This is a genomic window from Klebsiella sp. 141251 (assembly GCF_050600725.1).
GTDB classification, from domain to species: Bacteria; Pseudomonadota; Gammaproteobacteria; order Enterobacterales; family Enterobacteriaceae; genus Klebsiella; species Klebsiella aerogenes.
This window is the reverse complement of the sequence record NZ_JAQIRG010000004.1, coordinates 205,426-227,188: the sequence shown is the minus strand read 5'-3', so window position 1 is coordinate 227,188 and position 21,763 is coordinate 205,426. Positions and strand designations below refer to the sequence as shown.

Annotated in this window: 15 protein-coding genes; 11 read left to right on the top strand and 4 right to left on the bottom strand. The window is 55.4% G+C overall.

Annotated elements, in window-relative coordinates; translation table 11 throughout:
• Positions 1 to 29: 29 nt before the first annotated feature.
• Positions 30 to 1,169: a glycerate kinase gene (locus PGR09_RS11420; RefSeq protein ID WP_430916157.1), complete on the top strand. Its 1,140-nt coding sequence runs from the start codon at positions 30 to 32 to the stop codon at positions 1,167 to 1,169.
• Between the two features lie 157 nt (positions 1,170 to 1,326).
• Here PGR09_RS11420 and barA read toward each other — a convergent pair whose 3' ends face one another.
• On the bottom strand, positions 1,327 to 4,077 hold the full coding sequence (gene barA, locus PGR09_RS11415) for a two-component sensor histidine kinase BarA (RefSeq protein ID WP_045397587.1): 2,751 nt from the start codon (positions 4,075 to 4,077) through the stop codon (positions 1,327 to 1,329).
• A gap of 110 nt (positions 4,078 to 4,187) precedes the next feature.
• Here barA and rlmD point away from each other — a divergent pair, with 110 nt between their 5' ends.
• The 5 genes from rlmD to eno all read left to right on the top strand — a co-directional run bounded on the left by rlmD (position 4,188) and on the right by eno (position 12,071).
• Positions 4,188 to 5,492 (top strand): 23S rRNA (uracil(1939)-C(5))-methyltransferase RlmD, encoded by a 1,305-nt coding sequence (gene rlmD, locus PGR09_RS11410; protein ID WP_315711307.1) that lies wholly within the window; start codon positions 4,188 to 4,190, stop codon positions 5,490 to 5,492.
• A gap of 182 nt (positions 5,493 to 5,674) precedes the next feature.
• Positions 5,675 to 7,912, top strand: coding sequence for a GTP diphosphokinase (gene relA / locus PGR09_RS11405; RefSeq protein WP_045397579.1), 2,238 nt, complete (start codon positions 5,675 to 5,677; stop codon positions 7,910 to 7,912).
• A 71-nt stretch (positions 7,913 to 7,983) separates the two neighbouring features.
• Positions 7,984 to 8,775: a nucleoside triphosphate pyrophosphohydrolase gene (gene mazG, locus PGR09_RS11400; RefSeq protein WP_015703306.1), complete on the top strand. Its 792-nt coding sequence runs from the start codon at positions 7,984 to 7,986 to the stop codon at positions 8,773 to 8,775.
• A 279-nt stretch (positions 8,776 to 9,054) separates the two neighbouring features.
• On the top strand, positions 9,055 to 10,692 hold the full coding sequence (gene pyrG, locus PGR09_RS11395) for a glutamine hydrolyzing CTP synthase (RefSeq protein ID WP_015703305.1): 1,638 nt from the start codon (positions 9,055 to 9,057) through the stop codon (positions 10,690 to 10,692).
• Positions 10,693 to 10,772: 80 nt separating this feature from the next.
• Positions 10,773 to 12,071 (top strand): phosphopyruvate hydratase, encoded by a 1,299-nt coding sequence (eno, locus tag PGR09_RS11390; RefSeq protein ID WP_015369968.1) that lies wholly within the window; start codon positions 10,773 to 10,775, stop codon positions 12,069 to 12,071.
• A gap of 66 nt (positions 12,072 to 12,137) precedes the next feature.
• On the opposite strand, the gene PGR09_RS11385 is transcribed toward eno, so the two are convergent.
• Entirely contained in the window at positions 12,138 to 13,247 is a 1,110-nt protein-coding gene (locus PGR09_RS11385) for an SDR family oxidoreductase (protein ID WP_045395337.1), read from the bottom strand.
• Positions 13,248 to 13,758: 511 nt separating this feature from the next.
• Here PGR09_RS11385 and queE point away from each other — a divergent pair.
• Together queE and PGR09_RS11375 are read left to right on the top strand one after the other, a co-directional pair.
• Complete coding sequence (gene queE, locus PGR09_RS11380) at positions 13,759 to 14,430, top strand: 7-carboxy-7-deazaguanine synthase QueE (protein WP_380378520.1); 672 nt, start codon at positions 13,759 to 13,761, stop codon at positions 14,428 to 14,430.
• 190 nt (positions 14,431 to 14,620) lie between these two features.
• The gene (locus PGR09_RS11375; protein ID WP_430916155.1) at positions 14,621 to 15,409 is read left to right on the top strand and encodes an SDR family oxidoreductase; all 789 of its coding nucleotides are present in this window, start codon (positions 14,621 to 14,623) and stop codon (positions 15,407 to 15,409) included.
• A 66-nt stretch (positions 15,410 to 15,475) separates the two neighbouring features.
• On the opposite strand, the gene queD is transcribed toward PGR09_RS11375, so the two are convergent.
• A complete protein-coding gene (queD, locus tag PGR09_RS11370) occupies positions 15,476 to 15,841 on the bottom strand; it encodes a 6-carboxytetrahydropterin synthase QueD (RefSeq protein WP_015369973.1) in 366 nt (121 codons plus the stop codon).
• 317 nt (positions 15,842 to 16,158) lie between these two features.
• Between queD and cysJ the strand changes: the two genes are divergently transcribed.
• From cysJ to cysH, 3 genes are all read left to right on the top strand, one after another.
• The gene (gene cysJ / locus PGR09_RS11365; protein WP_430916154.1) at positions 16,159 to 17,958 is read left to right on the top strand and encodes an NADPH-dependent assimilatory sulfite reductase flavoprotein subunit; all 1,800 of its coding nucleotides are present in this window, start codon (positions 16,159 to 16,161) and stop codon (positions 17,956 to 17,958) included.
• Positions 17,958 to 19,670 (top strand): assimilatory sulfite reductase (NADPH) hemoprotein subunit, encoded by a 1,713-nt coding sequence (cysI, locus tag PGR09_RS11360; protein WP_015369975.1) that lies wholly within the window; start codon positions 17,958 to 17,960, stop codon positions 19,668 to 19,670. The genes cysJ and cysI overlap by 1 nt, the downstream gene beginning before the upstream one ends.
• 101 nt (positions 19,671 to 19,771) lie before the next feature.
• Entirely contained in the window at positions 19,772 to 20,506 is a 735-nt protein-coding gene (gene cysH, locus PGR09_RS11355) for a phosphoadenosine phosphosulfate reductase (RefSeq protein WP_047078984.1), read from the top strand.
• Between the two features lie 73 nt (positions 20,507 to 20,579).
• Here cysH and PGR09_RS11350 read toward each other — a convergent pair whose 3' ends face one another.
• Positions 20,580 to 21,626, bottom strand: a complete 1,047-nt coding sequence (locus tag PGR09_RS11350; protein WP_213797109.1) for an aminopeptidase — start codon at positions 21,624 to 21,626, stop codon at positions 20,580 to 20,582.
• Positions 21,627 to 21,763: the final 137 nt, after the last annotated feature.

Below are 21,763 nucleotides of genomic sequence, written 5' to 3'. Positions count from 1 at the left end.
CGCCGGGGTTATTCATATTAAGGACACTTATGAAGATAGTGATCGCGCCGGATTCTTACAAAGAGAGCCTGAGTGCGCTGGATGTCGCTACCGCGATAGAAACGGGGTTCCGCGAGATTTATCCCCATGCGGAGTACGTTAAAGTCCCGGTTGCCGACGGCGGAGAGGGTACCGTTGAGGCGATGGTGGCCGCGACGCAGGGACATATCGTACAGGTCAGCGTTACCGGGCCGTTAGGCGAACCGGTCGAAGCCTTTTACGGTCTGTCCGGCGATATGCGCTGCGCCTATATTGAAATGGCGGCAGCCAGCGGACTGGAAAGCGTGCCGCCGACGCGACGTAATCCGCTACTGACCACCTCCTGGGGAACCGGCGAGCTGATTCGTTACGCGTTAGATGCGGGAGTCTCGCAGATTATTATTGGGATCGGCGGCAGCGCGACCAATGACGGCGGCGCCGGCATGGCGCAGGCGTTGGGGGCGAAATTGTTGACCGCGGAGCAACAGCAAATTGCGCCGGGCGGCGGCGCGCTGGAGACGCTGGGGCGAATCGATCTCAGCGAGCTGGATCCAAGATTGGCGGATTGCCGGATTGATGTCGCCTGCGACGTCACCAACCCGTTAACCGGCCCGCAGGGGGCAAGCGCGGTGTTCGGCCCGCAAAAAGGGGCGACGACGGCGATGATTGAACGTCTTGATCGCGGCCTGCAACACTTTGCGCAGATTATCGACCGCGATTTGGATATCGACGTGCTGAGCCTGGAAGGGGGCGGCGCGGCGGGCGGTATGGGGGCTGCGTTGTATGCGTTTTGCGGCGCCAAATTGCGACCGGGGATCGAGATAGTGACCGATGCGCTGCGGCTGGCGGATTTAGTGGCTGATGCTGATTTGGTGATTACCGGTGAAGGGCGCATCGACAGCCAGACCATTCACGGTAAGGTACCGGTGGGGGTGGCGAAGGTCGCGAAACGCTTCAACGTGCCGGTGATTGGGATTGCCGGTAGCCTGACCGCCGATGTGGGCGTCGTGCATCAGCATGGTTTGGATGCGGTCTTTAGCGTGCTGTATACCGTCTGTACCCTGGACGAAGCGCTGGCGAACGCCGCCGCCAACGTGAGAATGACGGCGCGTAACGTGGCCGCGGTATTGCAGATGGGCGGTAAGCGGTAACCCGGGCAGCGCAGTGGGATTTGTAGCCCGGACAAGGCGCGTAACACCGCGATCCGGGAACCGTCCCCGGTGGCGCTTACGCTTACCGGGGCTACCAACCGAGTACCGGACCGTAGGGCGTAGCCCGGATAAGGCGCGTAGCGCCGCTATCCGGGGTTTACACTCCCATCTTGCACGCTTCGCGGGCGACGTTATCCATCTCGTCTAGCAGTTCCAGCAGTTCCGGCTCCAGCTCTTCCGGCGCGATACCGGCGCGCAACTGGCTTTCAAGGGTATGGCACAGTTTTTTCAGCCGCGGTACGCCGCTATAGCTGCAGCTACCGTGCAGCTTGTGGATTAAATCCAGCAATCCTTCCGGTGTTTCGCCGACCAGCTGCTCTTCAACTTTATTGCGCACCTCCGGCATAAAGGCGAGCAACATTTGCAGCATTTCCCGCGCGAGGTCTGGCTTCATGGCTGCCTGACGCAGCGCCAGCTGCCAGTTGAGCGTGACGTTATGGTCGATAACCGGCTCAACCGGTTCGGCGATTTGCGGCGTGACGACGTGCATGCCGGGCTGATAACGCAACAGCAGGGTGCTGAGTTTATCTTCTTCAATTGGCTTCGCCAGATAATCGTTCATCCCGGCAGCCAGCAGTTTCTCGCGCTGACCCTCAAGGGCGTGAGCGGTCACGGCGATCACCGGTGTCTGCTGCTGATGAGGGAGTTGGCGGATCAATTCACAGGCGCGAATACCGTCCATATCCGGCATTTGAATATCCATCAGAATGAGATCCAACTGCGATTGTTTTGCCTGCTCTACGGCATCCTGGCCGCTATCGCACAGAATGACATGCTGCACCAGATCGTCCAGCAATGCGCCGATAAGCTTGAGGTTGGCCGGGTTGTCGTCTACCGCCATGACCGTCATCGCCAGTTTATCGCTATCGATATAGGGCTGCGGCACCGGCGGCTGCGCGCGGCAAGAGGCCATCAGCACCGGGAAAAGCCGCGTGGAGGTCAACGGTTTGAGCAGGCAGGCGGCGACGCCATTTCTTTTCAGCTCTTCGGCGCTGACCTGCGCGTGACAAGGCAACCCCAGTACCAGGGTATCGGATAGCGAGCAGGCGCGGACCAGCTTCTCCCGCTGATTGCTGAGATCGCGCATCGACACCGGAATACCGGCCAGTAAAATATCGTAGTGGGCATCCGGCAGCGCTGACAGCGTCGGGCTGTAGACCACCTCCAATGGCGTGGTTGCCAGCAGTTCCATCGTGCTTTGCGCAGCGGTGGCATTGGCTTCAATGTAGGCCAGCTTCTTGCCCGCCAGGCAATGGGTATCGAAACCGTCCGTAACGGCGTTCGGGTTCAGGTCAAGGCTGATATGGAACCAGAAGGTGGAGCCACGGTTCGGTTGACTATGGAATGAGATATCACCGCCCATCTCTTTGACCAGGCGCTGGGTGATGACCAGACCCAGGCCGGTGCCGCCGTGGCGGCGCGAGATACTGGCGTCGGCCTGGCGGAATGCCTGGAACAGCCGTGACTGATCGCGCTCCGGAATACCGATGCCGGTATCGTGGATCTGTACTTCAATTTGCACGCGGGAATTGCTCATCGCCCGCTGTTCCACCAGCACATCAATGTTGCCGTGCTCGGTGAATTTTATGGCGTTACCCACCAGGTTGGTGATGACCTGCTGCAGACGTAGCGGATCGCCAATCACATTATCCGGGACATCGCTTTTAATGTTGAGGGTGAGTTCGAGCCCTTTATCGTGCGCCGAATGGGCCAGCAGGGTCACCACTTCATCCAGGGTATTGCGCAGCAGGAAAGGAATGCTTTCCAGTATCAGCTTGCCCGCTTCCAGCTTGGAGAAATCCAGCACGTCATTAATGATGGCCAACAGATTGTTGGCAGAACGCTCAATGGTGGTGAGGTGGTCGCGCTGAGTGGCGTTCAGATCGGTTTTTAGCGTCAGGCGGGTAAAGCCAATCACGCCGTTAAGCGGGGTTCGTAGCTCATGCGACATATTGGCCAGGAACTCGGATTTGATGCGCGCGGCCTCCTGGGCGCGCTTTTTCGCCAGATCCAGCTCGACGTTCTGAATCTCCATCTGCTCCAGCGTTTCGCGCAGATCCGAGGTGGCCTGATCGACATTGTGCTGCATCTCCTCGTGGTATGCCGCAAGCGACATCGCCATCGAGTTAATGCCGTTTTTCAGCATATCCAGCTCGCCGAGCATAAAACCTTCAACGCGGCTATCCAACTGGCCGCGACGGATGCGGTCAACGGTGTTGACCATATTGCGAATCGGCCCGGTCACGTCGCGCATCAATCGCCAGCCGAAAATCAGCGCAATGCCGATACAAAACAGCATCATGACGCTTGAGATAAATATCTCTTTGTACTGCTGTAAGCGAACGGATTTGAGGTCGAGCTCCAGCGCCACATAGCCAAGCATGTTGCCCGGCATTTTAGCATCGCTTTCCGGCGACTCATCGGGCAGATAGCTTTCTGACACAATAGGCGTGCGCAGCACCATGATATCGCCGTGGCGGGTGACGCTTAGACGGCGAGGGAAGGGGGCGCCGCGCGGGAGCTGTATTTCTCGCGGATCGAGCTGAAAGTTAGAGGTAACGAAAAGCCGGTTTTTTGCATCATAGATTGAAATGGCCCGCACGATATCGGAATGGCGGCGGTGAAGCACGCTGATAAGTTGGCCGATCGCCTCGCGATTTTGCAAATTCATGCCGTATTCACTGGATACCGCCAGCGGTTCGATAATACTGGCGCCGGCATCCTCCAACTGCCTCTGCAGGTCGTTATAGCGGTGGGCGACGAAGAAAATACTGAGCAGCAAACCAATCAAAACGGTCGGCGCCAGAATAAGAATCATCATGCGAGCACGTAGGCTGTAGTTGGTCATGCGGTTCCATTATGGGAGAATATACATATCAACCTTCAGACGGCTTCTGAATCGATAGCCCGAATGATTTCATGTATAGAGTCAGTATATTTTTGAGATAATCCTCTACAATGGCGCAATTCTACTCTGCAAAACGGCGTGTGACGACGCGCCAGATCATAACCGTGACGGTAAATGACCTTGATCCCTTTGGCCAGGGCGTAGCCCGTCATCAGGGTAAGGCGCTGTTTGTCCCCGGCCTGTTGCCGCAAGAGCAGGCGGAAGTCGTGCTGGTAGAGGATAAAAAACAGTATGCCCGCGCTCAGGTTAAACGCCGCCTCAACGACAGCCCACAGCGCGTCGCGCCGCGCTGTGCGCATTTCGGCGTCTGCGGCGGATGCCAGCAGCAGCATGCTAGCATTGAACTACAGCAGCAAAGCAAGCGCGCCGCGCTCTCCCGCCTGATGAAACGTGACGTTGACGACATTATAGCCGCTGAACCCTGGGGCTATCGTCGTCGGGCGCGTTTGAGCTTGAATTATCAGCCGAAGACCCAACAACTGCAGATGGGTTTCCGTAAGGCCAACTCCAGCGAAATCATCGATGTGGTGCAGTGCCCTGTTTTGGTGCCCCAACTTGAGGCGTTGTTGCCTGCGGTGCGCGAGTGTTTAACCAGCCTGCAGTCACAGCGTCATCTTGGCCACGTTGAATTGGTGCAGGCGGACGACGGCCCGCTGATGGTTTTACGCCATACCGCCGCGCTGACGGCGGTGGATAAAGAAAAACTGGAACGTTTTTCGCAAACTCACGGTCTATCCCTGTACCTCGCGCCGCAAAGCGAGATACTTGAACATATTCGCGGCGATGAGCCATGGTACACGTCAGACGGACTACGCTTAGTGTTCAGTCCGCGCGATTTTATCCAGGTCAACGATGGCGTAAACCAGAAGATGGTAAGTACGGCGCTGGCCTGGTTAGATATTCAGCCGCAGGACCGCGTTCTGGATCTGTTTTGCGGTATGGGTAATTTCACCCTGCCGCTGGCCAAAGCGGCGGCGAGCGTGGTGGGCGTCGAAGGCGTGCCCTCGCTGGTGGCAAAGGGGCGGGAAAATGCCGCTCTCAATGGGTTGCAAAACGTGACTTTCTTTCATGAAAACCTGGAGGAAGATGTCACCCGGCAAGCCTGGGCGAAGCACGGATTTGATAAAATTCTACTCGATCCGGCTAGGGCCGGGGCGCCGGGCGTGATGGCGCATATTATCAAGCTGGCTCCGCGGCGAGTGGTCTATGTTTCATGTAACCCGGCGACGCTGGCGCGCGATAGCGAGGCGTTGCTTCAGGCGGGATATCGCATTCAACGTCTGGCGATGCTGGACATGTTCCCGCACACCGGGCACCTGGAATCGATAGTATTGTTTGAGCGCGAGCTTACATAAAATTGTTCAGCCCGCATCGAGGCGACAGTGAAGATGCCTGGTGGCGGTGTGGACTGAAGGATGAAGTAGATACCCTCAATAACTCGAGTTGCAGGAAAGCTAACGCACATGCAACTTGAAGAATGACGGGTATAAATATGGCTTGCTGACTTCGGTAGGCTGAGTCCCTTAAGGAGAGGACAATGGTTGCGGTAAGAAGTGCACATCTAAATAAAGCTGGTGAGTTTGACCCGAAGAAATGGATCGCGAGTCTGGGGATTTCCAGCCAGCAGTCGTGTGAGCGCTTAGCCGAGACCTGGGATTATTGTCGCGCAACAACGCAGGGGCACCCGCAGGCAGATCTCCTGTTATGGCGCGGCGTGGAGATGGTTGAAATTCTCTCCATGCTGAATATGGATATCGATACCTTGCGGGCCGCTTTGCTGTTTCCGCTGGCGGACGGCAACGTCGTCAGCGAAGAAGTCCTGCAAGAGAGCGTCGGCAAATCCGTCGTTACCCTGATTCACGGCGTGCGTGATATGGCGGCGATTCGCCAGCTCAAAGCCACGCACACCGATACCGTCTCCTCAGAACAGGTCGACAATATTCGCCGCATGCTGCTGGCGATGGTCGATGATTTCCGCTGCGTGGTTATCAAGCTTGCGGAACGTATCGCTCACCTGCGCGAGGTAAAAGATGAACCCGAAGATGAGCGCGTACTGGCCGCAAAAGAGTGTACCAATATCTATGCGCCGCTGGCGAACCGCTTAGGGATCGGTCAACTGAAGTGGGAGCTGGAAGACTACTGCTTCCGTTACCTGCATCCAGCCGAATATAAGCGCATTGCAAAGTTGCTGCATGAACGCCGTATCGACCGCGAACATTACATCGATGAGTTTGTCGGCCATCTGCGCTCAGAAATGAAAACCGAAGGCGTGAAGGCTGAGGTGTACGGGCGTCCAAAGCATATCTATAGCATCTGGCGCAAAATGCAGAAGAAGCATCTCGCTTTTGATGAGCTGTTTGACGTGCGCGCGGTTCGTATCGTCGCCGAACGTTTACAGGATTGCTACGCGGCGCTGGGGATCGTGCATACCCACTATCGTCATCTGCCTGACGAATTTGATGATTACGTCGCTAACCCGAAACCGAACGGCTACCAGTCTATTCATACCGTAGTGCTTGGGCCGGGCGGGAAAACGGTCGAAATCCAAATTCGCACCAAACAGATGCATGAAGACGCCGAGCTCGGCGTGGCGGCGCACTGGAAGTATAAAGAGGGCGCCAGCGCCGGGGCGAGCGGCGGCCGCGGTCATGAAGACCGTATCGCCTGGCTGCGTAAGCTGATCGCCTGGCAGGAAGAGATGGCCGACTCCGGCGAAATGCTCGATGAAGTGCGCAGCCAGGTCTTTGACGACCGGGTCTACGTGTTTACGCCGAAGGGCGACGTGGTTGACCTGCCGGCGGGCTCCACTCCGCTCGACTTTGCCTACCATATCCATAGCGATGTCGGGCACCGCTGCATCGGCGCGAAAATTGGCGGGCGCATTGTGCCGTTCACCTATCAGCTGCAGATGGGCGATCAGATTGAGATAATTACTCAGAAGCAGCCCAACCCAAGCCGCGACTGGCTGAACCCGAACCTCGGCTACGTGACCACCAGCCGCGGGCGCTCCAAAATTCACGCCTGGTTCCGTAAACAGGATCGCGACAAGAACATTCTCGCCGGGCGGCAGATCCTTGACGATGAGCTTGAGCATCTGGGGATCAGCCTGAAGGATGCCGAGAAACATCTGCTGCCGCGCTACAACTTTAATGAACTGGATGAACTGCTGGCGGCTATCGGCGGCGGCGATATTCGCCTTAACCAGATGGTCAACTTCCTACAGGCTCAGTTCAACAAACCGAGCGCTGCGGAACAGGATGCCGCCGCGCTGAAGCAGCTGCAGCAGAAAACCTATACTCCGCAGAACCGCAGTAAAGACAATGGCCGGGTGGTGGTTGAGGGCGTCGGCAACCTGATGCATCACATCGCCCGCTGCTGCCAGCCGATTCCCGGTGACGAAATCGTCGGCTTCATCACCCAGGGGCGCGGGATCTCGGTGCACCGCGCCGACTGCGATCAGCTGGCTGAGCTGCAGTCTCACGCGCCGGAACGCATCGTTGATGCGGTATGGGGCGAGAGCTATTCGGCGGGATATTCGCTGGTGGTGCGCGTGGTTGCCAACGACCGCAGCGGCCTGCTGCGCGACATTACCACTATTCTTGCCAACGAGAAGGTGAACGTGTTGGGCGTAGCCAGCCGCAGCGATACCAAACAGCAGTTGGCGACCATCGATATGACCATTGAAATCTACAACCTGCAGGTGTTGGGCCGGGTGCTCGGCAAGCTGAACCAGGTGCCGGATGTGATCGACGCGCGTCGTCTGCACGGCGGTTAATTTCGTCGCGCCGGATGGCGGCATAAATGCCTTATCCGGCCGACTATTTTTTAAATTTCCAGGATTGTCACATGACTCAAATTGACCGCCTGCTCGGCATCATGCGCCGCCTGCGCGACCCGGAAAACGGCTGCCCGTGGGATAAAGAACAGACCTTTGCCACTATCGCCCCTTACACCCTTGAAGAGACCTATGAAGTGCTGGACGCCATTGCGCGCGAAGATTTTGACGATCTGCGCGGCGAGCTTGGCGACCTGCTATTCCAGGTGGTGTTCTATGCGCAGATGGCGCAAGAAGAGGGGCGTTTTGATTTCAACGATATCTGCGCCGCCATCAGCGACAAACTGGAACGTCGCCATCCGCATATTTTCGGCGATGCTTCAGCCGGGAACAGTGCGGAAGTGCTGGCGCGCTGGGAGCAGATCAAGAGCGCGGAGCGAGCGGAAAAGGCGCAACACTCGGCGCTGGATGATATTCCGCATAGCCTGCCGGCGCTGATGCGCGCGCATAAAATTCAGCGTCGCTGCTCGGCGGTGGGCTTCGACTGGACCTCGCTTGGGCCGGTGCTCGATAAGGTGCATGAAGAGATAGATGAAGTCATGCATGAAGCGCAGCAGGCGGTGGTTGATGAAGCTAAACTGGAAGAGGAAGTGGGCGATCTGCTGTTCGCCACGGTGAATTTATCCCGCCATTTAGGAGTCAAAGCCGAGGTCGCGTTGCAGAAAGCGAACCTCAAATTTGAGCGCCGCTTCCGCGAAGTTGAGCGTATTGTTGCCGCCAGAGGTCTGGAAATGACCGGCGTTGACCTCGAAACCATGGAAGAAGTGTGGCAGGAAGTAAAACGCCAGGAAACTGATCTCTAACGAGTTTTCGTGATCAAGCGCTATTTGTGTGATTTTATAAATAACAAGCGCTTGATTTACGTCAAAAACATTTCGCCAAAAGCGGCTATTTTCTCATTCCGTTATGTTGTTGAAACACCATGTAGCCTGCCTCTTCGAGTTGTTCGAGTCGCAACGCAGGTGCGGCTGGTAGAAAGAAGAGGAGGGGAGAATGAAAGTTTGTGGCGTCACGCATGTTCGGGTATACTACTTTCCCGTCCTGGTTATTCCATCGTTTTACCCTAACTTCTCAGGTTCAGCATGACAACGAACTATATTTTTGTGACCGGCGGGGTCGTATCCTCTCTGGGTAAAGGCATTGCCGCAGCTTCCCTGGCAGCCATTCTTGAAGCCCGTGGGCTCAATGTAACTATCATGAAACTGGATCCGTACATCAACGTCGATCCGGGCACCATGAGCCCAATCCAGCACGGGGAAGTGTTCGTTACTGAAGACGGCGCTGAAACCGATCTGGACCTGGGCCACTACGAGCGTTTCATCCGCACCAAGATGACTCGCCGCAACAACTTCACCACTGGTCGTATCTACTCCGACGTTCTGCGTAAAGAGCGCCGTGGCGACTATCTGGGCGCAACCGTACAGGTTATCCCGCACATCACCAACGCCATCAAAGAGCGTGTATTGGCTGGCGGCGAAGGCCATGACGTGGTGCTGGTTGAAATCGGCGGTACCGTAGGCGATATCGAATCCCTGCCGTTCCTCGAAGCTATTCGCCAGATGGCGGTAGAAATCGGCCGTGAGCATACCCTGTTCATGCACTTGACCCTGGTGCCATACATGGCGGCGGCGGGTGAAGTCAAAACTAAACCGACTCAGCACTCTGTGAAAGAGCTGCTCTCCATCGGTATCCAGCCTGATATTCTGATTTGCCGCTCCGATCGCGCGGTTCCGGCCAACGAGCGTGCAAAAATTGCATTGTTCTGTAACGTCCCGGAAAAGGCTGTGATTTCTCTGAAAGACGTCGATTCCATTTATAAAATTCCAGGCCTGTTGAAATCTCAGGGGCTGGACGATTATATTTGTAAACGATTCAGCTTAACTTGTCCGGAAGCAAACCTGGCCGAATGGGAACAGGTAATCTATGAAGAAGCTAATCCGGCAGGCGAAGTCACCATTGGTATGGTCGGTAAGTACATTGAACTGCCGGATGCCTACAAATCGGTGATTGAAGCGCTGAAACACGGTGGTCTGAAAAACCGCGTGACCGTCAACATCAAGCTTATCGATTCGCAGGATGTTGAAACGCGCGGCGTCGAAATCCTCAAAGATTTGGACGCGATCCTCATCCCGGGCGGCTTCGGCTACCGCGGCGTTGAAGGCAAGATCGCCACCGCGCGCTATGCGCGTGAGAACAATATTCCATATCTGGGCATCTGCCTGGGTATGCAGGTTGCGCTGATTGAGTTCGCGCGCAACGTAGCGGGCATGGAAAACGCCAACTCTACGGAATTTGTGCCAGACTGTAAGTACCCGGTGGTGGCGCTGATTACCGAATGGCGTGACGAAGAAGGCAACGTTGAGGTTCGTTCCGAGAAGAGCGACCTCGGCGGCACCATGCGCCTTGGCGCGCAGCAGTGCCAGCTGGGTGATGATTCTCTGGTTCGTCAGCTATACGGCGAGCCGACAATCACCGAGCGCCATCGTCACCGCTACGAAGTCAACAACATGTTGTTGAAACCGATTGAAGCTGCCGGCCTGCGCGTTGCGGGCCGTTCCGGGGATGATCAGTTGGTCGAGATCATCGAAGTGCCGAACCATCCGTGGTTTGTGGCCTGCCAGTTCCACCCGGAGTTTACTTCGACGCCGCGTGACGGCCACCCGCTGTTTGCCGGCTTTGTGAAAGCCGCGAGCGAGTACCAGAAACGTCAGGCGAAGTAAAAGAGTTAGAACGGCAATGCACCCAATTGGGTGCATTGTTTGTCTGGAGTTTTAGTTTAACTTGTACTGAGGAAAACCTAATGTCCAAAATCGTTAAAGTCATCGGTCGTGAAATCATCGACTCCCGTGGTAACCCGACTGTTGAAGCCGAAGTACACCTGGAAGGTGGTTTCGTCGGTATGGCAGCTGCTCCGTCAGGTGCTTCTACTGGTTCCCGCGAAGCGCTGGAACTGCGCGATGGCGACAAATCCCGTTTCCTGGGTAAAGGCGTAACCAAAGCTGTTGCTGCGGTAAACGGCCCGATCGCTCAGGCAGTCCTGGGTAAAGATGCTAAAGATCAAGCTGGCATCGATAAGATCATGATCGACCTGGACGGTACTGAAAACAAATCCAACTTCGGTGCGAACGCAATCCTGGCGGTATCCCTGGCGAACGCCAAAGCAGCAGCTGCTTCTAAAGGCCAGCCGCTGTTCGAACACATTGCTGAACTGAACGGCACTCCGGGCAAATACTCTATGCCGGTTCCGATGATGAACATCATCAACGGCGGTGAGCACGCTGACAACAACGTCGACATCCAGGAATTCATGATTCAGCCGGTTGGCGCGCCGACTCTGAAAGAAGCCGTACGTATGGGTTCTGAAGTGTTCCATCACCTGGCGAAAGTTCTGAAATCCAAAGGCATGAACACTGCAGTTGGTGACGAAGGCGGCTACGCGCCGAACCTGGGTTCCAACGCTGAAGCGCTGGCTGTTATCGCTGAAGCGGTTAAAGCAGCAGGCTACGAACTGGGCAAAGACATCACTCTGGCGATGGACTGCGCAGCTTCTGAATTCTACAAAGACGGTAAATACGTTCTGGCTGGCGAAGGCAACAAAGCGTTCACCTCTGAAGAATTCACCCACTTCCTGGAAGAACTGACCAAACAGTACCCGATCGTGTCCATCGAAGATGGCCTGGACGAGTCTGACTGGGACGGTTTCGCATACCAGACCAAAGTACTGGGCGACAAAATCCAGCTGGTTGGTGACGATCTGTTCGTAACCAACACCAAGATCCTGAAAGAAGGCATCGAGAAAGGCATCGCTAACTCCATCCTGATCAAATTCAACCAGATCGGTTCTCTGACCGAAACTCTGGCTGCAATCAAGATGGCGAAAGACGCTGGCTACACCGCTGTCATCTCTCACCGTTCTGGCGAAACTGAAGACGCTACCATCGCTGACCTGGCTGTTGGTACCGCTGCAGGCCAGATCAAAACTGGTTCTATGAGCCGTTCTGACCGCGTTGCTAAATACAACCAGCTGATTCGTATCGAAGAAGCGCTGGGTGAAAAAGCGCCGTACAACGGTCGTAAAGAGATCAAAGGCCAGGCGTAATCCTGACTTTTTGTGAAATAAAATGCCAGTCTGCGGACTGGCATTTTTTTTATCCGCTATTTGCACTTACTTGAAATCGACGGCCATTTGCTGCGGAATAGAAAGCCCGCGGGTGGTTTGTACGCAGCGGTCGATATAATCGGTGAAACGCGGCGGTTTGGGCATGCCCATGCTCAGCAGCTTATCATTGCTGAAGCGGACGTTCAGCGTCGCGAAGGCGCCATACAGGCGCATCGCTTTGAGCATCAGGCGCTCGTTGCACGGGCCAAAAATATCCTTCAACTCACGGCGCATTTTAACCAGCGTCTCATAGCTGACCTGCGCGTATCGATCGCCTACCGGAGCCTGCTCCAGCGCTGAGGCCATCGCGCGATCGATTTCCGCAAATTTCACGCTGTTTTCTTCTCCGGCGGAGATATGCACCACTTCGCCGCGCGCCAGCGGGCGCTGTAATAACATCAGCAGCGCGTCGGCGCAGTAGTCGACCGGGATAACATCAACGCGGTCTTCCAGGGAGCAGAGGAATTTTTGCAACATCAGCCCCATACTGAACACCCAAAAAATGCTGCTGGAGGGTTGGCAACCGTGATGAGTATGACCAACGACGATAGAAGGGCGGGCGATGGCTAACGGTAACGTCGGGCACTGCTCCTGCATCAGGCGCTCAATCGTCGATTTGGAATGGGTATACTCCACCAGATGCTCGGCGTGCTCGCGGAATTCAGCGCTTTCAGCGACCAGCGAATCGGGCTCCGGGGTACAGGACATCGCGGTCCCGACGTGGAGAAAACGTTGTAGTCCAGCTACGCGGGACATCCGTTGGGCAAATTTGAACGTCCCTTCGACGTTCACTTTCCAGATGAGCGGGTTATTGCCAAATGAGGCGACGGCGGCGCTGTTGATAACGTGAGTGACCTGCTCCAGACGCGGGTCGCTCAGGAACGCCTCCGGGGATGACAAATCGCCGAGCAGGATCTGCCGGGTAGTTAATGCGGCCAGCTTCTCCTCTGCAATATTGAATTTACGCAGGTTTTCCTTCACCCGGGCCAGAGCCGCTTCATCGTTATTGGCTCGCACCAGGAGCAATAGATTAATCCCATTTTCGTTATTAAGGATATTCTCTAATACCGCTCCGCCCAGAAATCCGGTAACGCCTGTAATTAATAATGTATTCATGAATGCAGTCTCTCATGGTTGGTCGACTGGATTCTAGGCGCGGAAAATTAAACGGAGATTAAATAAAAAATGCTGTAACCGTCAGTTTCTTAAGCTTATTTTAAGCTATGGAAATTAAGTGAATTGAATTGGACAGTATGCATAGATAAAAGATTCATTGTTTCATGTATCGGTTTGTACATCTTTGATTAATTGTGATTTTTTATCGATTTAGACAATCATAAATAATGCTATTACGATCATGAAAAACATTCTTTGTTACATCTTTATCCGCACGCAGATACTTCTGAGAGAGTAATCAATGAACGGGTTAATGAGTGAATGTGGCACATGCTAAAATAATACTTAATATATCGTAAATACATTTTGTGCTTATTTCATAGTTCGCTAACTAATATAAAAAGAGGGTTTACGCCCCGCTGACCATGGGCTCAGGTAAGCGCAGCTGAGGACAAGACCTGAGCGCCTGAATCTGCGATAATACCTTTTTACCACCTGAACAGAGATGACTATGCAGTACCCGATTAACGAGATGTTCCAGACCTTGCAAGGCGAGGGTTACTTTACCGGCGTGCCTGCCATTTTTATTCGTTTGCAGGGATGCCCGGTTGGTTGCGCCTGGTGCGATACCAAACATACCTGGGATAAGCTGGCCGATCGGGAAGTGTCTCTATTTAGTATCCTCGCTAAAACCAAAGAGAGCGATAAGTGGGGCCCGGCGACCAGCGACGATCTGCTGGCAATCATTGGCCGTCAGGGGTGGAGCGCCCGTCACGTAGTGATTACCGGCGGCGAACCTTGTATTCACGATCTTACGCCGTTGACCGACCTGCTTGAGCAAAACGGTTTCAGCTGCCAGATTGAAACCAGCGGCACCCATGAAGTGCGCTGCAGCCACAATACCTGGGTTACGGTCTCGCCGAAGGTGAACATGCGCGGCGGCTACGATGTGCTCTCTCAGGCGTTGCAACGTGCAGATGAAATCAAGCATCCGGTTGGCCGCGTGCGTGATATCGAAGCGCTGGATGAACTGCTGGAAACGCTGGCAGATGAAAAGCCGCGGATTATTGCATTACAGCCGATTAGCCAAAAAGAAGACGCGACGCGTCTGTGCATCGAGACCTGTATCGCCCGGAACTGGCGGTTATCCATGCAGACGCATAAATACCTTAACATCGCCTGATCCCCACTCTATTTGCCGGGTAGGTGGCTCACCGCCCGGCAGCTCTCTTCTTCATATATGAATTCATCTTCGCATTTGGCTCCAGCGCTGGGGTTGAGATACGCCATCATGACAGCAATGCTATCATTGGCGCGTTAATTCAGCCGCTCAGGCGGGCTATTGATACGTTGACTTAAGGAATGAGTTAACCATGCAGCCAATTGATCGACCTACTGCCTTCTCTATGGACTTCTTCTCGCTCAAGGGGAAAACCGCTATCGTTACCGGCGGCAATAGCGGCCTTGGTCAGGCTTTTGCCGTCGCCCTGGCGACAGCCGGCGCGAATCTGTTTATTCCCGCCCTGCGCGAAGAACATACTCAAACCCGCGAACTTATCGAACAGCAGGGCGTTGAGATGGAATTCATGCTGGCGGATATCACCGATGTCGGCATGCCGCAGCGGATTATCGCCACCTGCTGCGAGCGTTTTGGTACCGTTGATATTCTGGTGAACAATGCTGGTGTTTGTCAGTTGAATAAGGTGCTGCGCTTTGGTCGCACAGACTGGGATCCGATGATCGAAACTAACCTGACGGCGGCATTTGAGCTCAGCCACGAAGCCGCTAAAATTATGGTCCCGCGGCGAAGCGGTAAGATTATTAACATCTGCTCGGTGTTTTCTTATCTCGGCGGCAGCTGGTCGCCGGCCTATGCCGCCACCAAACATGCGCTGGCTGGATTAACCAAAGCCTACTGCGATGAGCTGGGCCCATATAATATCCAGGTCAACGGCATCGCGCCCGGCTATTACGAAACCGAAATGACCGCTATTACCCGCAGCATCCCAAAAGAGAACCGACGCGTGCTGGCGCATATACCCGCGGGCCGTTGGGGAGAAGCAGAGGATTTAATGGGTGCCGTTGTTTTCCTCTCCAGCCGGGCCTCGGACTACGTCAACGGTCATATTCTGGCGGTGGATGGCGGCTATCTGGTGCGCTGATTCACATGGCGTTGGATGAAATAGAAAACCGCCAGGGCAGCAGCCCGATGGCGGATAGGCAGGGAATTACTCGCCGCGATAGACGCAGCCTGCGGTGCAGGTCTCTTTCACCATTACTGCGCTCAGCAGAGGAACCAGCGGTTTCATTTGATCCCAAATCCATTTGGCCAGCACTTCGCTGGTGGGATTCTCCAGTCCTGGAATATCGTTCAGGTAATAGTGGTCTAAACGATCGTAAGTCGGTTTAAACGCGGCTTTCAGCTCGGCGAAATCCATGATCCACCCGGTATGGGGATCGACTTCACCGGTAATCTCCAGACGCACCATAAAAGAGTGACCATGCAGGCGACCGCATTTGTGGCCTTTCGGTACGTGCGGCAGGTGGTGGGCGGCTTCGAAGGTGAAATCTTTAAACAGCGTGGTGGACATCATTAACTCTCAACAGGACGAAAAAAACCGCCGTAGGGTACCGGAAAGTACATTTTTTAGCATTAACTAAAACGGCCCTGAACGCAAAATCACCGTTTTTGCGCTTTTTTGTTGATTCAATTTCTTTCTTTTCAATGGATTAACTAATCGGTTTTGTTGTTAATAACTATAACTAAAACAGGTTAGTCCATTTGGTTATTTGTTATTTCCATCCCTTCTTTAATTGTTAGTATGCCCGCCGTTAACCTTACAATCTCTTCTGTTTTTGTCGCGCTGACAGGGCGTGAATAACAGCTTTGCTTACTGGAACATAACGACGCATGACGACACAGGCCCCACCTTCCAATCTGCTGCCGCTTAACCCGGAGCAACTGGCGCGCCTACAGGCGGCCACGACCGACTTTACGCCAACCCAACTGGCTTGGGTATCCGGCTACTTCTGGGGCATGCTGAACCAGCAGCCCGGCGCCGCGGTAAGCGCGCCCGCTCAGGCGGTAGAAGCGCCGGCCATCACCCTGATTTCCGCTTCGCAAACCGGCAACGCGCGTCGGGTTGCTGAAGCGCTGCGCGACGATCTGCAGGCCGCGCAGCTGAATGTGAAACTGGTGAACGCTGGCGACTATAAATTCAAACAAATCGCCGGTGAAAAACTGCTGGTCGTGGTGACGTCGACCCAGGGCGAAGGTGAGCCGCCGGAAGAAGCCGTCGCATTGCATAAATTCCTGTTTTCAAAGAAAGCGCCGAAGCTTGATGGCACCGCCTTCGCGGTGTTTGGTCTCGGCGATACCTCCTATGAGTTTTTCTGCCAGTCCGGCAAAGATTTCGACAGCAAACTGGCCGAGCTGGGCGGCGAACGCCTGCTCGATCGCGTTGATGCCGACGTTGAATATCAAGCCGCGGCGGCGGAATGGCGCGCTCGCGTAGTGGATGTGCTGAAGGCGCGCGCGCCGACGGCTGCGCCGGCCCAGCTTGCTACCAGCGGCGCGGTCAATGAAATTCACACCAGCCCATATACTAAAGAAGCGCCGTTGACGGCGACGCTTGCAGTGAATCAGAAAATAACCGGTCGCGACTCGGAAAAAGACGTCCGTCATATCGAGATCGATCTGGGTGATTCCGGCCTGCGTTATCAGCCGGGAGATGCTCTTGGCGTCTGGTACCAGAACGATCCGGCGCTGGTCAAAGAGCTGGTGGAGCTGCTGTGGCTGAAGGGTGATGAACCGGTCACGGTAGAAGGCAAAACGCTGCCGCTGGCGCAAGCGCTTGAGTGGCATTTTGAGCTGACGGTCAATACCGCCAATATTGTTGAGAACTATGCCACCCTGACCCGCAGTGAAACGCTGCTGCCGCTGGTCGGCGATAAAGCGCAGTTGCAGCACTACGCTGCCACGACGCCTATCGTCGACATGGTGCGCTTCTCGCCAGCACAGCTGGACGCAGAAGCCTTAATCGGCCTGCTTCGCCCGTTGACGCCGCGCCTCTACTCTATTGCTTCCTCGCAGGCAGAAGCGGAAAACGAAGTTCACGTTACCGTTGGCGTCGTGCGTTATGACATCGAAGGCCGCGCCCGCGCCGGCGGCGCGTCCAGCTTCCTCGCCGACCGCGTGGAAGAAGATGGTGAAGTGCGCATCTTTATCGAACACAATGACAATTTCCGTCTGCCTGCTAACCCGCAAACCCCGGTTATCATGATTGGCCCTGGAACCGGGATCGCGCCGTTCCGCGCCTTTATGCAGCAGCGCGCGGCGGAAGGGGCGGAAGGGAAGAACTGGTTGTTCTTCGGCAATCCGCACTTCACGGAAGATTTCCTCTATCAGGTGGAATGGCTGAGCTACGTCAAAGAGGGCGTGCTGAGCCGTATCGACCTGGCCTGGTCCCGCGATCAACAACAAAAAGTCTATGTACAGGACAAACTGCGCGAGCAGGGGGCTGAAGTGTGGCGTTGGATTAACGACGGCGCCCATATTTATGTCTGCGGCGATGCCAATCGTATGGCGAAAGACGTCGAGCAGGCGTTACTGGAAGTGATTGCCGAATACGGCGCGATGGACGCCGAAGCGGCGGACGAATTTTTAAGTGAGCTGCGCGTTGAGCGCCGTTATCAGCGAGATGTCTACTAATGAGCGAAAAACATCCTGGCCCGCTGGTGGTCGAAGGTAAACTCTCCGACGCCGAGCGTATGAAGATCGAGAGCAACTACCTGCGCGGCACCATTGCGGAAGATTTAAATGACGGCCTGACCGGCGGTTTTAAAGGCGACAACTTCCTGCTCATCCGCTTCCACGGCATGTACCAGCAGGACGACCGCGATATTCGCGCGGAACGCGCGGCGCAGAAACTGGAGCCGCGCCACGCGATGCTGCTGCGCTGCCGTCTGCCGGGCGGCGTTATCACCACCAAACAGTGGCAGGCGATCGATAAGTTCGCCGCGGATAACACCATCTACGGCAGTATTCGTCTGACCAACCGTCAGACTTTCCAGTTCCACGGTATTCTGAAGAAGAACGTGAAGCCGGTGCATCAGATGCTGCACTCCGTTGGGCTGGACGCGCTGGCGACCGCCAACGACATGAACCGCAACGTGCTGTGCACCTCGAACCCGTTTGAGTCGCAGCTGCATGCCGAAGCCTACGAGTGGGCGAAGAAGATCTCCGAGCATCTGTTACCGCGTACTCGCGCCTATGCTGAGATCTGGCTGGATCAGGAAAAGGTCGCCACCACCGATGAGGAACCGATCCTCGGCCAGACCTATCTGCCGCGTAAATTCAAAACGACGGTGGTGATCCCGCCGCAGAACGATATCGATCTGCACGCCAATGATATGAACTTCGTGGCGATTGCGGAAAACGGCAAGCTGGTTGGTTTTAACCTGCTGGTGGGCGGCGGTTTGTCTATCGAGCATGGGAATAAGAAAACCTATGCGCGAACCGCTAGCGAATTTGGCTATCTGCCGCTGGAGCACACTCTGGCGGTGGCGGAAGCGGTCGTGACCACCCAGCGTGACTGGGGTAATCGTACCGATCGTAAAAACGCGAAAACCAAATATACCCTCGAGCGGGTCGGCGTGGAGACCTTCAAGGCGGAAGTTGAGCGCCGTGCCGGGATCAAATTCGAGCCGATTCGCCCTTACGAGTTTACCGGCCGCGGCGATCGCATCGGCTGGGTTAAAGGCATCGATAATAACTGGCACCTGACGCTGTTTATTGAGAACGGCCGTATTCTGGATTATCCGGGCCGCCCGCTGAAAACTGGCCTGCTGGAGATCGCGAAGATTCACAAAGGTGAATTCCGCATCACCGCTAACCAGAACCTGATCATCGCCAGCGTACCGGAAGATCAGAAAGCGCGGATCGAGAAACTGGCGCGCGATCATGGCCTGATGAATGCCGTCACGGCGCAGCGTGAGAACTCGATGGCCTGCGTGTCGTTCCCGACCTGTCCGTTAGCGATGGCTGAAGCCGAGCGTTTCCTGCCATCGTTTATCGACAAAGTGGAAGAGGTGATGAGCAAGCACGGCGTCGGCGATGAGCATATCGTAACCCGCGTCACGGGTTGCCCGAACGGCTGCGGCCGCGCGATGCTGGCGGAAGTTGGCCTGGTAGGGAAAGCGCCTGGTCGCTATAACCTGCATATCGGCGGCAACCGTAGCGGGACGCGCATCCCACGGATGTATCGTGAAAATATCACCGAGCCGGAGATCCTTGCTTCGCTCGACGAGCTGGTAGGGCGCTGGGCGAAAGAGCGCGAAGCGGGTGAAGGCTTCGGCGACTTTACGGTGCGTGCGGGCATCATTCGCCCGGTGCTCGATCCAGCGCGTGATTTCTGGGAATAACCTGAATTGCCGGATAGCGGCATGAATGCCTTATCCGGCCTACCATTCGCGTAGGCCTGATAAGCGAAGCGCCATCAGGCAAGGCACACAGTGAGGAATCTATGTCCAAACTCGATCTAAACGCGCTGAACGATCTGCCTAAAGTAGAACGCGTAATGGCGCTGGCGGAAGTTAACACTCAGCTGGAAAAACTCAGTGCCGAAGAACGCGTGGCATGGGCGCTGGAAAACCTGCCCGGCGACTATGCGCTCTCTTCAAGCTTTGGTATTCAGGCAGCGGTCAGCCTGCATCTGGTGAATCAGCTGCGCCCGGGCATTCCGGTGATCCTGACCGATACCGGCTATCTGTTCCCGGAAACCTATCAGTTCATTGATGAATTAACCGAGAAGCTCAACCTGAACCTTAAAGTCTACCGGGCGACGGAAAGCGCCGCCTGGCAGGAAGCGCGCTACGGCAAACTGTGGGAGCAGGGCGTTGAAGGCATTGAGAAGTACAATGAAATCAACAAAGTTGAGCCGATGAACCGGGCGCTGAAGGAGCTTAATACCCGCACCTGGTTCGCTGGCCTGCGCCGCGAGCAGTCCGGCAGCCGGGCGCATTTGCCGGTGCTGGCTATCCAGCGCGGCGTCTTTAAGCTGCTGCCGATTATCGACTGGGATAACCGGACGGTTTATCAGTATCTGCAAAAGCACGGCCTGAAATACCACCCGCTATGGGAGCAGGGGTATTTGTCCGTCGGCGACACTCACACCACCCGTAAATGGGAACCCGGTATGGCGGAAGAAGAGACCCGCTTCTTTGGCCTCAAGCGCGAGTGCGGATTGCACGAAGGCTAAGCGATGCGCTATGCCGGAGAGTGTTATTCCAAAGCGGACACGCGGGCTATACCGCGGGTTCGCTTTGCGCAAATCAGTTTTTCTTCTCAACTTTCGCCAGCTCTTTCACCAGCGGCAGCATCACTTTGACTACATCGCGCCCGCGATGCTCGATCCTTCCCGGCAGCGCTTTGTCGATATACTGTTGGTTATCCAGTTGCACGTCATGCCAGCTGGTACCCTGCGGGAAGCTGCGGGTTTTACTGCGCTGCTGATATCCATCCTTTTTACCCAATGACCAGTTAGTCGCTTCCACGGAGAGTACCGGGATCCCGGCGCTGTCAAAAACGCTGGCGTCGTTACAGCAGCCAGTACCTTTCGGGAACTCCGGATTCAGCCCTGGATTGGTGAACGCGGCAATGCCGTGGCTCCGGGCAATCGCCAACGCGCGATCGCGGGTCAGCTTACGTACCGATGCCGGCGTGCTGCGCCCGCTGTTGAAATAGAGCTTATCGCCGACCACCAGGTTATCGAGATTTATCACCAGCAGCGTGTTTTTCTTTTCCGCCTCGCTCATGCGTTTCAGCAAATTTTGCGCGCCCAGGCGGCCTTCTTCCTCGCCGCTGGTGGCGATAAAGCGAATGCCGTAACGGGTGGGGACGTTCTTTAAATGTTCCGCGAGCTCCAGCAATACGCCGAGCCCCATCGCATTGTCGTCGATCCCCTGCAGGGTCAGGCCGCCGAGGTTGTTCTCTACGTCTTTATCGCTCTGCGGGGCATAGGTATCGAGGTGCGCCATAATGATAATTTGCTGGCGAGACTGGCCCTCATGCGCGGCGATTACCGTACTGCCGGTGGCGTTGTGCCAGTTCTTACGTTGGTTGCTGTCGGTATAGATGTAGCGGGTATTGAAACTGCGCACGTTGCTCTGATAACCCATCTGGGCAAATTGTTGACGAAGATAATCGGCTGACAGCATCTCGGCCGGCGTACCGGTCATTCTTCCAGGAAAGACGGTAGCAATATGGCGGGCCTGCGTATTTGCGGTGTCGCCCAGGGCGCTGAATGCCGGAGCGGCGGAGAAGACAAAACCTGTGCCAAGCGCCAGCGGAAGCAGACGGCGGCACATCGCGGAAAACATAGTGGGTCCTTACACGAGCAAAACATTTCGACGGCGTTAGTATGAAACTGTGACGCCGCTTAAACAATTTCATTTGCTCTTAAATAGCGGAAAATGCACGCGTTAAGCACTTTTTGATATTTAGATTTCCAGCTCGT

Bases quoted from the DNA above. Each gene is read 5' to 3' on its own strand.
- PGR09_RS11385 (WP_045395337.1), bottom strand. From the start codon at position 13,247: ATGAATACATTATTAATTACAGGCGTTACCGGATTTCTGGGCGGAGCG.
- relA (WP_045397579.1), top strand. From the start codon at position 5,675: ATGGTTGCGGTAAGAAGTGCACATCTAAATAAAGCTGGTGAGTTTGAC.
- PGR09_RS11420 (WP_430916157.1), top strand. From the start codon at position 30: ATGAAGATAGTGATCGCGCCGGATTCTTACAAAGAGAGCCTGAGTGCG.
- queD (WP_015369973.1), bottom strand. From the start codon at position 15,841: ATGATGTCCACCACGCTGTTTAAAGATTTCACCTTCGAAGCCGCCCAC.
- cysH (WP_047078984.1), top strand. From the start codon at position 19,772: ATGTCCAAACTCGATCTAAACGCGCTGAACGATCTGCCTAAAGTAGAA.
- PGR09_RS11375 (WP_430916155.1), top strand. From the start codon at position 14,621: ATGCAGCCAATTGATCGACCTACTGCCTTCTCTATGGACTTCTTCTCG.
- rlmD (WP_315711307.1), top strand. From the start codon at position 4,188: ATGGCGCAATTCTACTCTGCAAAACGGCGTGTGACGACGCGCCAGATC.
- PGR09_RS11350 (WP_213797109.1), bottom strand. From the start codon at position 21,626: ATGTTTTCCGCGATGTGCCGCCGTCTGCTTCCGCTGGCGCTTGGCACA.
- cysI (WP_015369975.1), top strand. From the start codon at position 17,958: ATGAGCGAAAAACATCCTGGCCCGCTGGTGGTCGAAGGTAAACTCTCC.
- eno (WP_015369968.1), top strand. From the start codon at position 10,773: ATGTCCAAAATCGTTAAAGTCATCGGTCGTGAAATCATCGACTCCCGT.
- barA (WP_045397587.1), bottom strand. From the start codon at position 4,077: ATGACCAACTACAGCCTACGTGCTCGCATGATGATTCTTATTCTGGCG.
- queE (WP_380378520.1), top strand. From the start codon at position 13,759: ATGCAGTACCCGATTAACGAGATGTTCCAGACCTTGCAAGGCGAGGGT.
- cysJ (WP_430916154.1), top strand. From the start codon at position 16,159: ATGACGACACAGGCCCCACCTTCCAATCTGCTGCCGCTTAACCCGGAG.
- mazG (WP_015703306.1), top strand. From the start codon at position 7,984: ATGACTCAAATTGACCGCCTGCTCGGCATCATGCGCCGCCTGCGCGAC.
- pyrG (WP_015703305.1), top strand. From the start codon at position 9,055: ATGACAACGAACTATATTTTTGTGACCGGCGGGGTCGTATCCTCTCTG.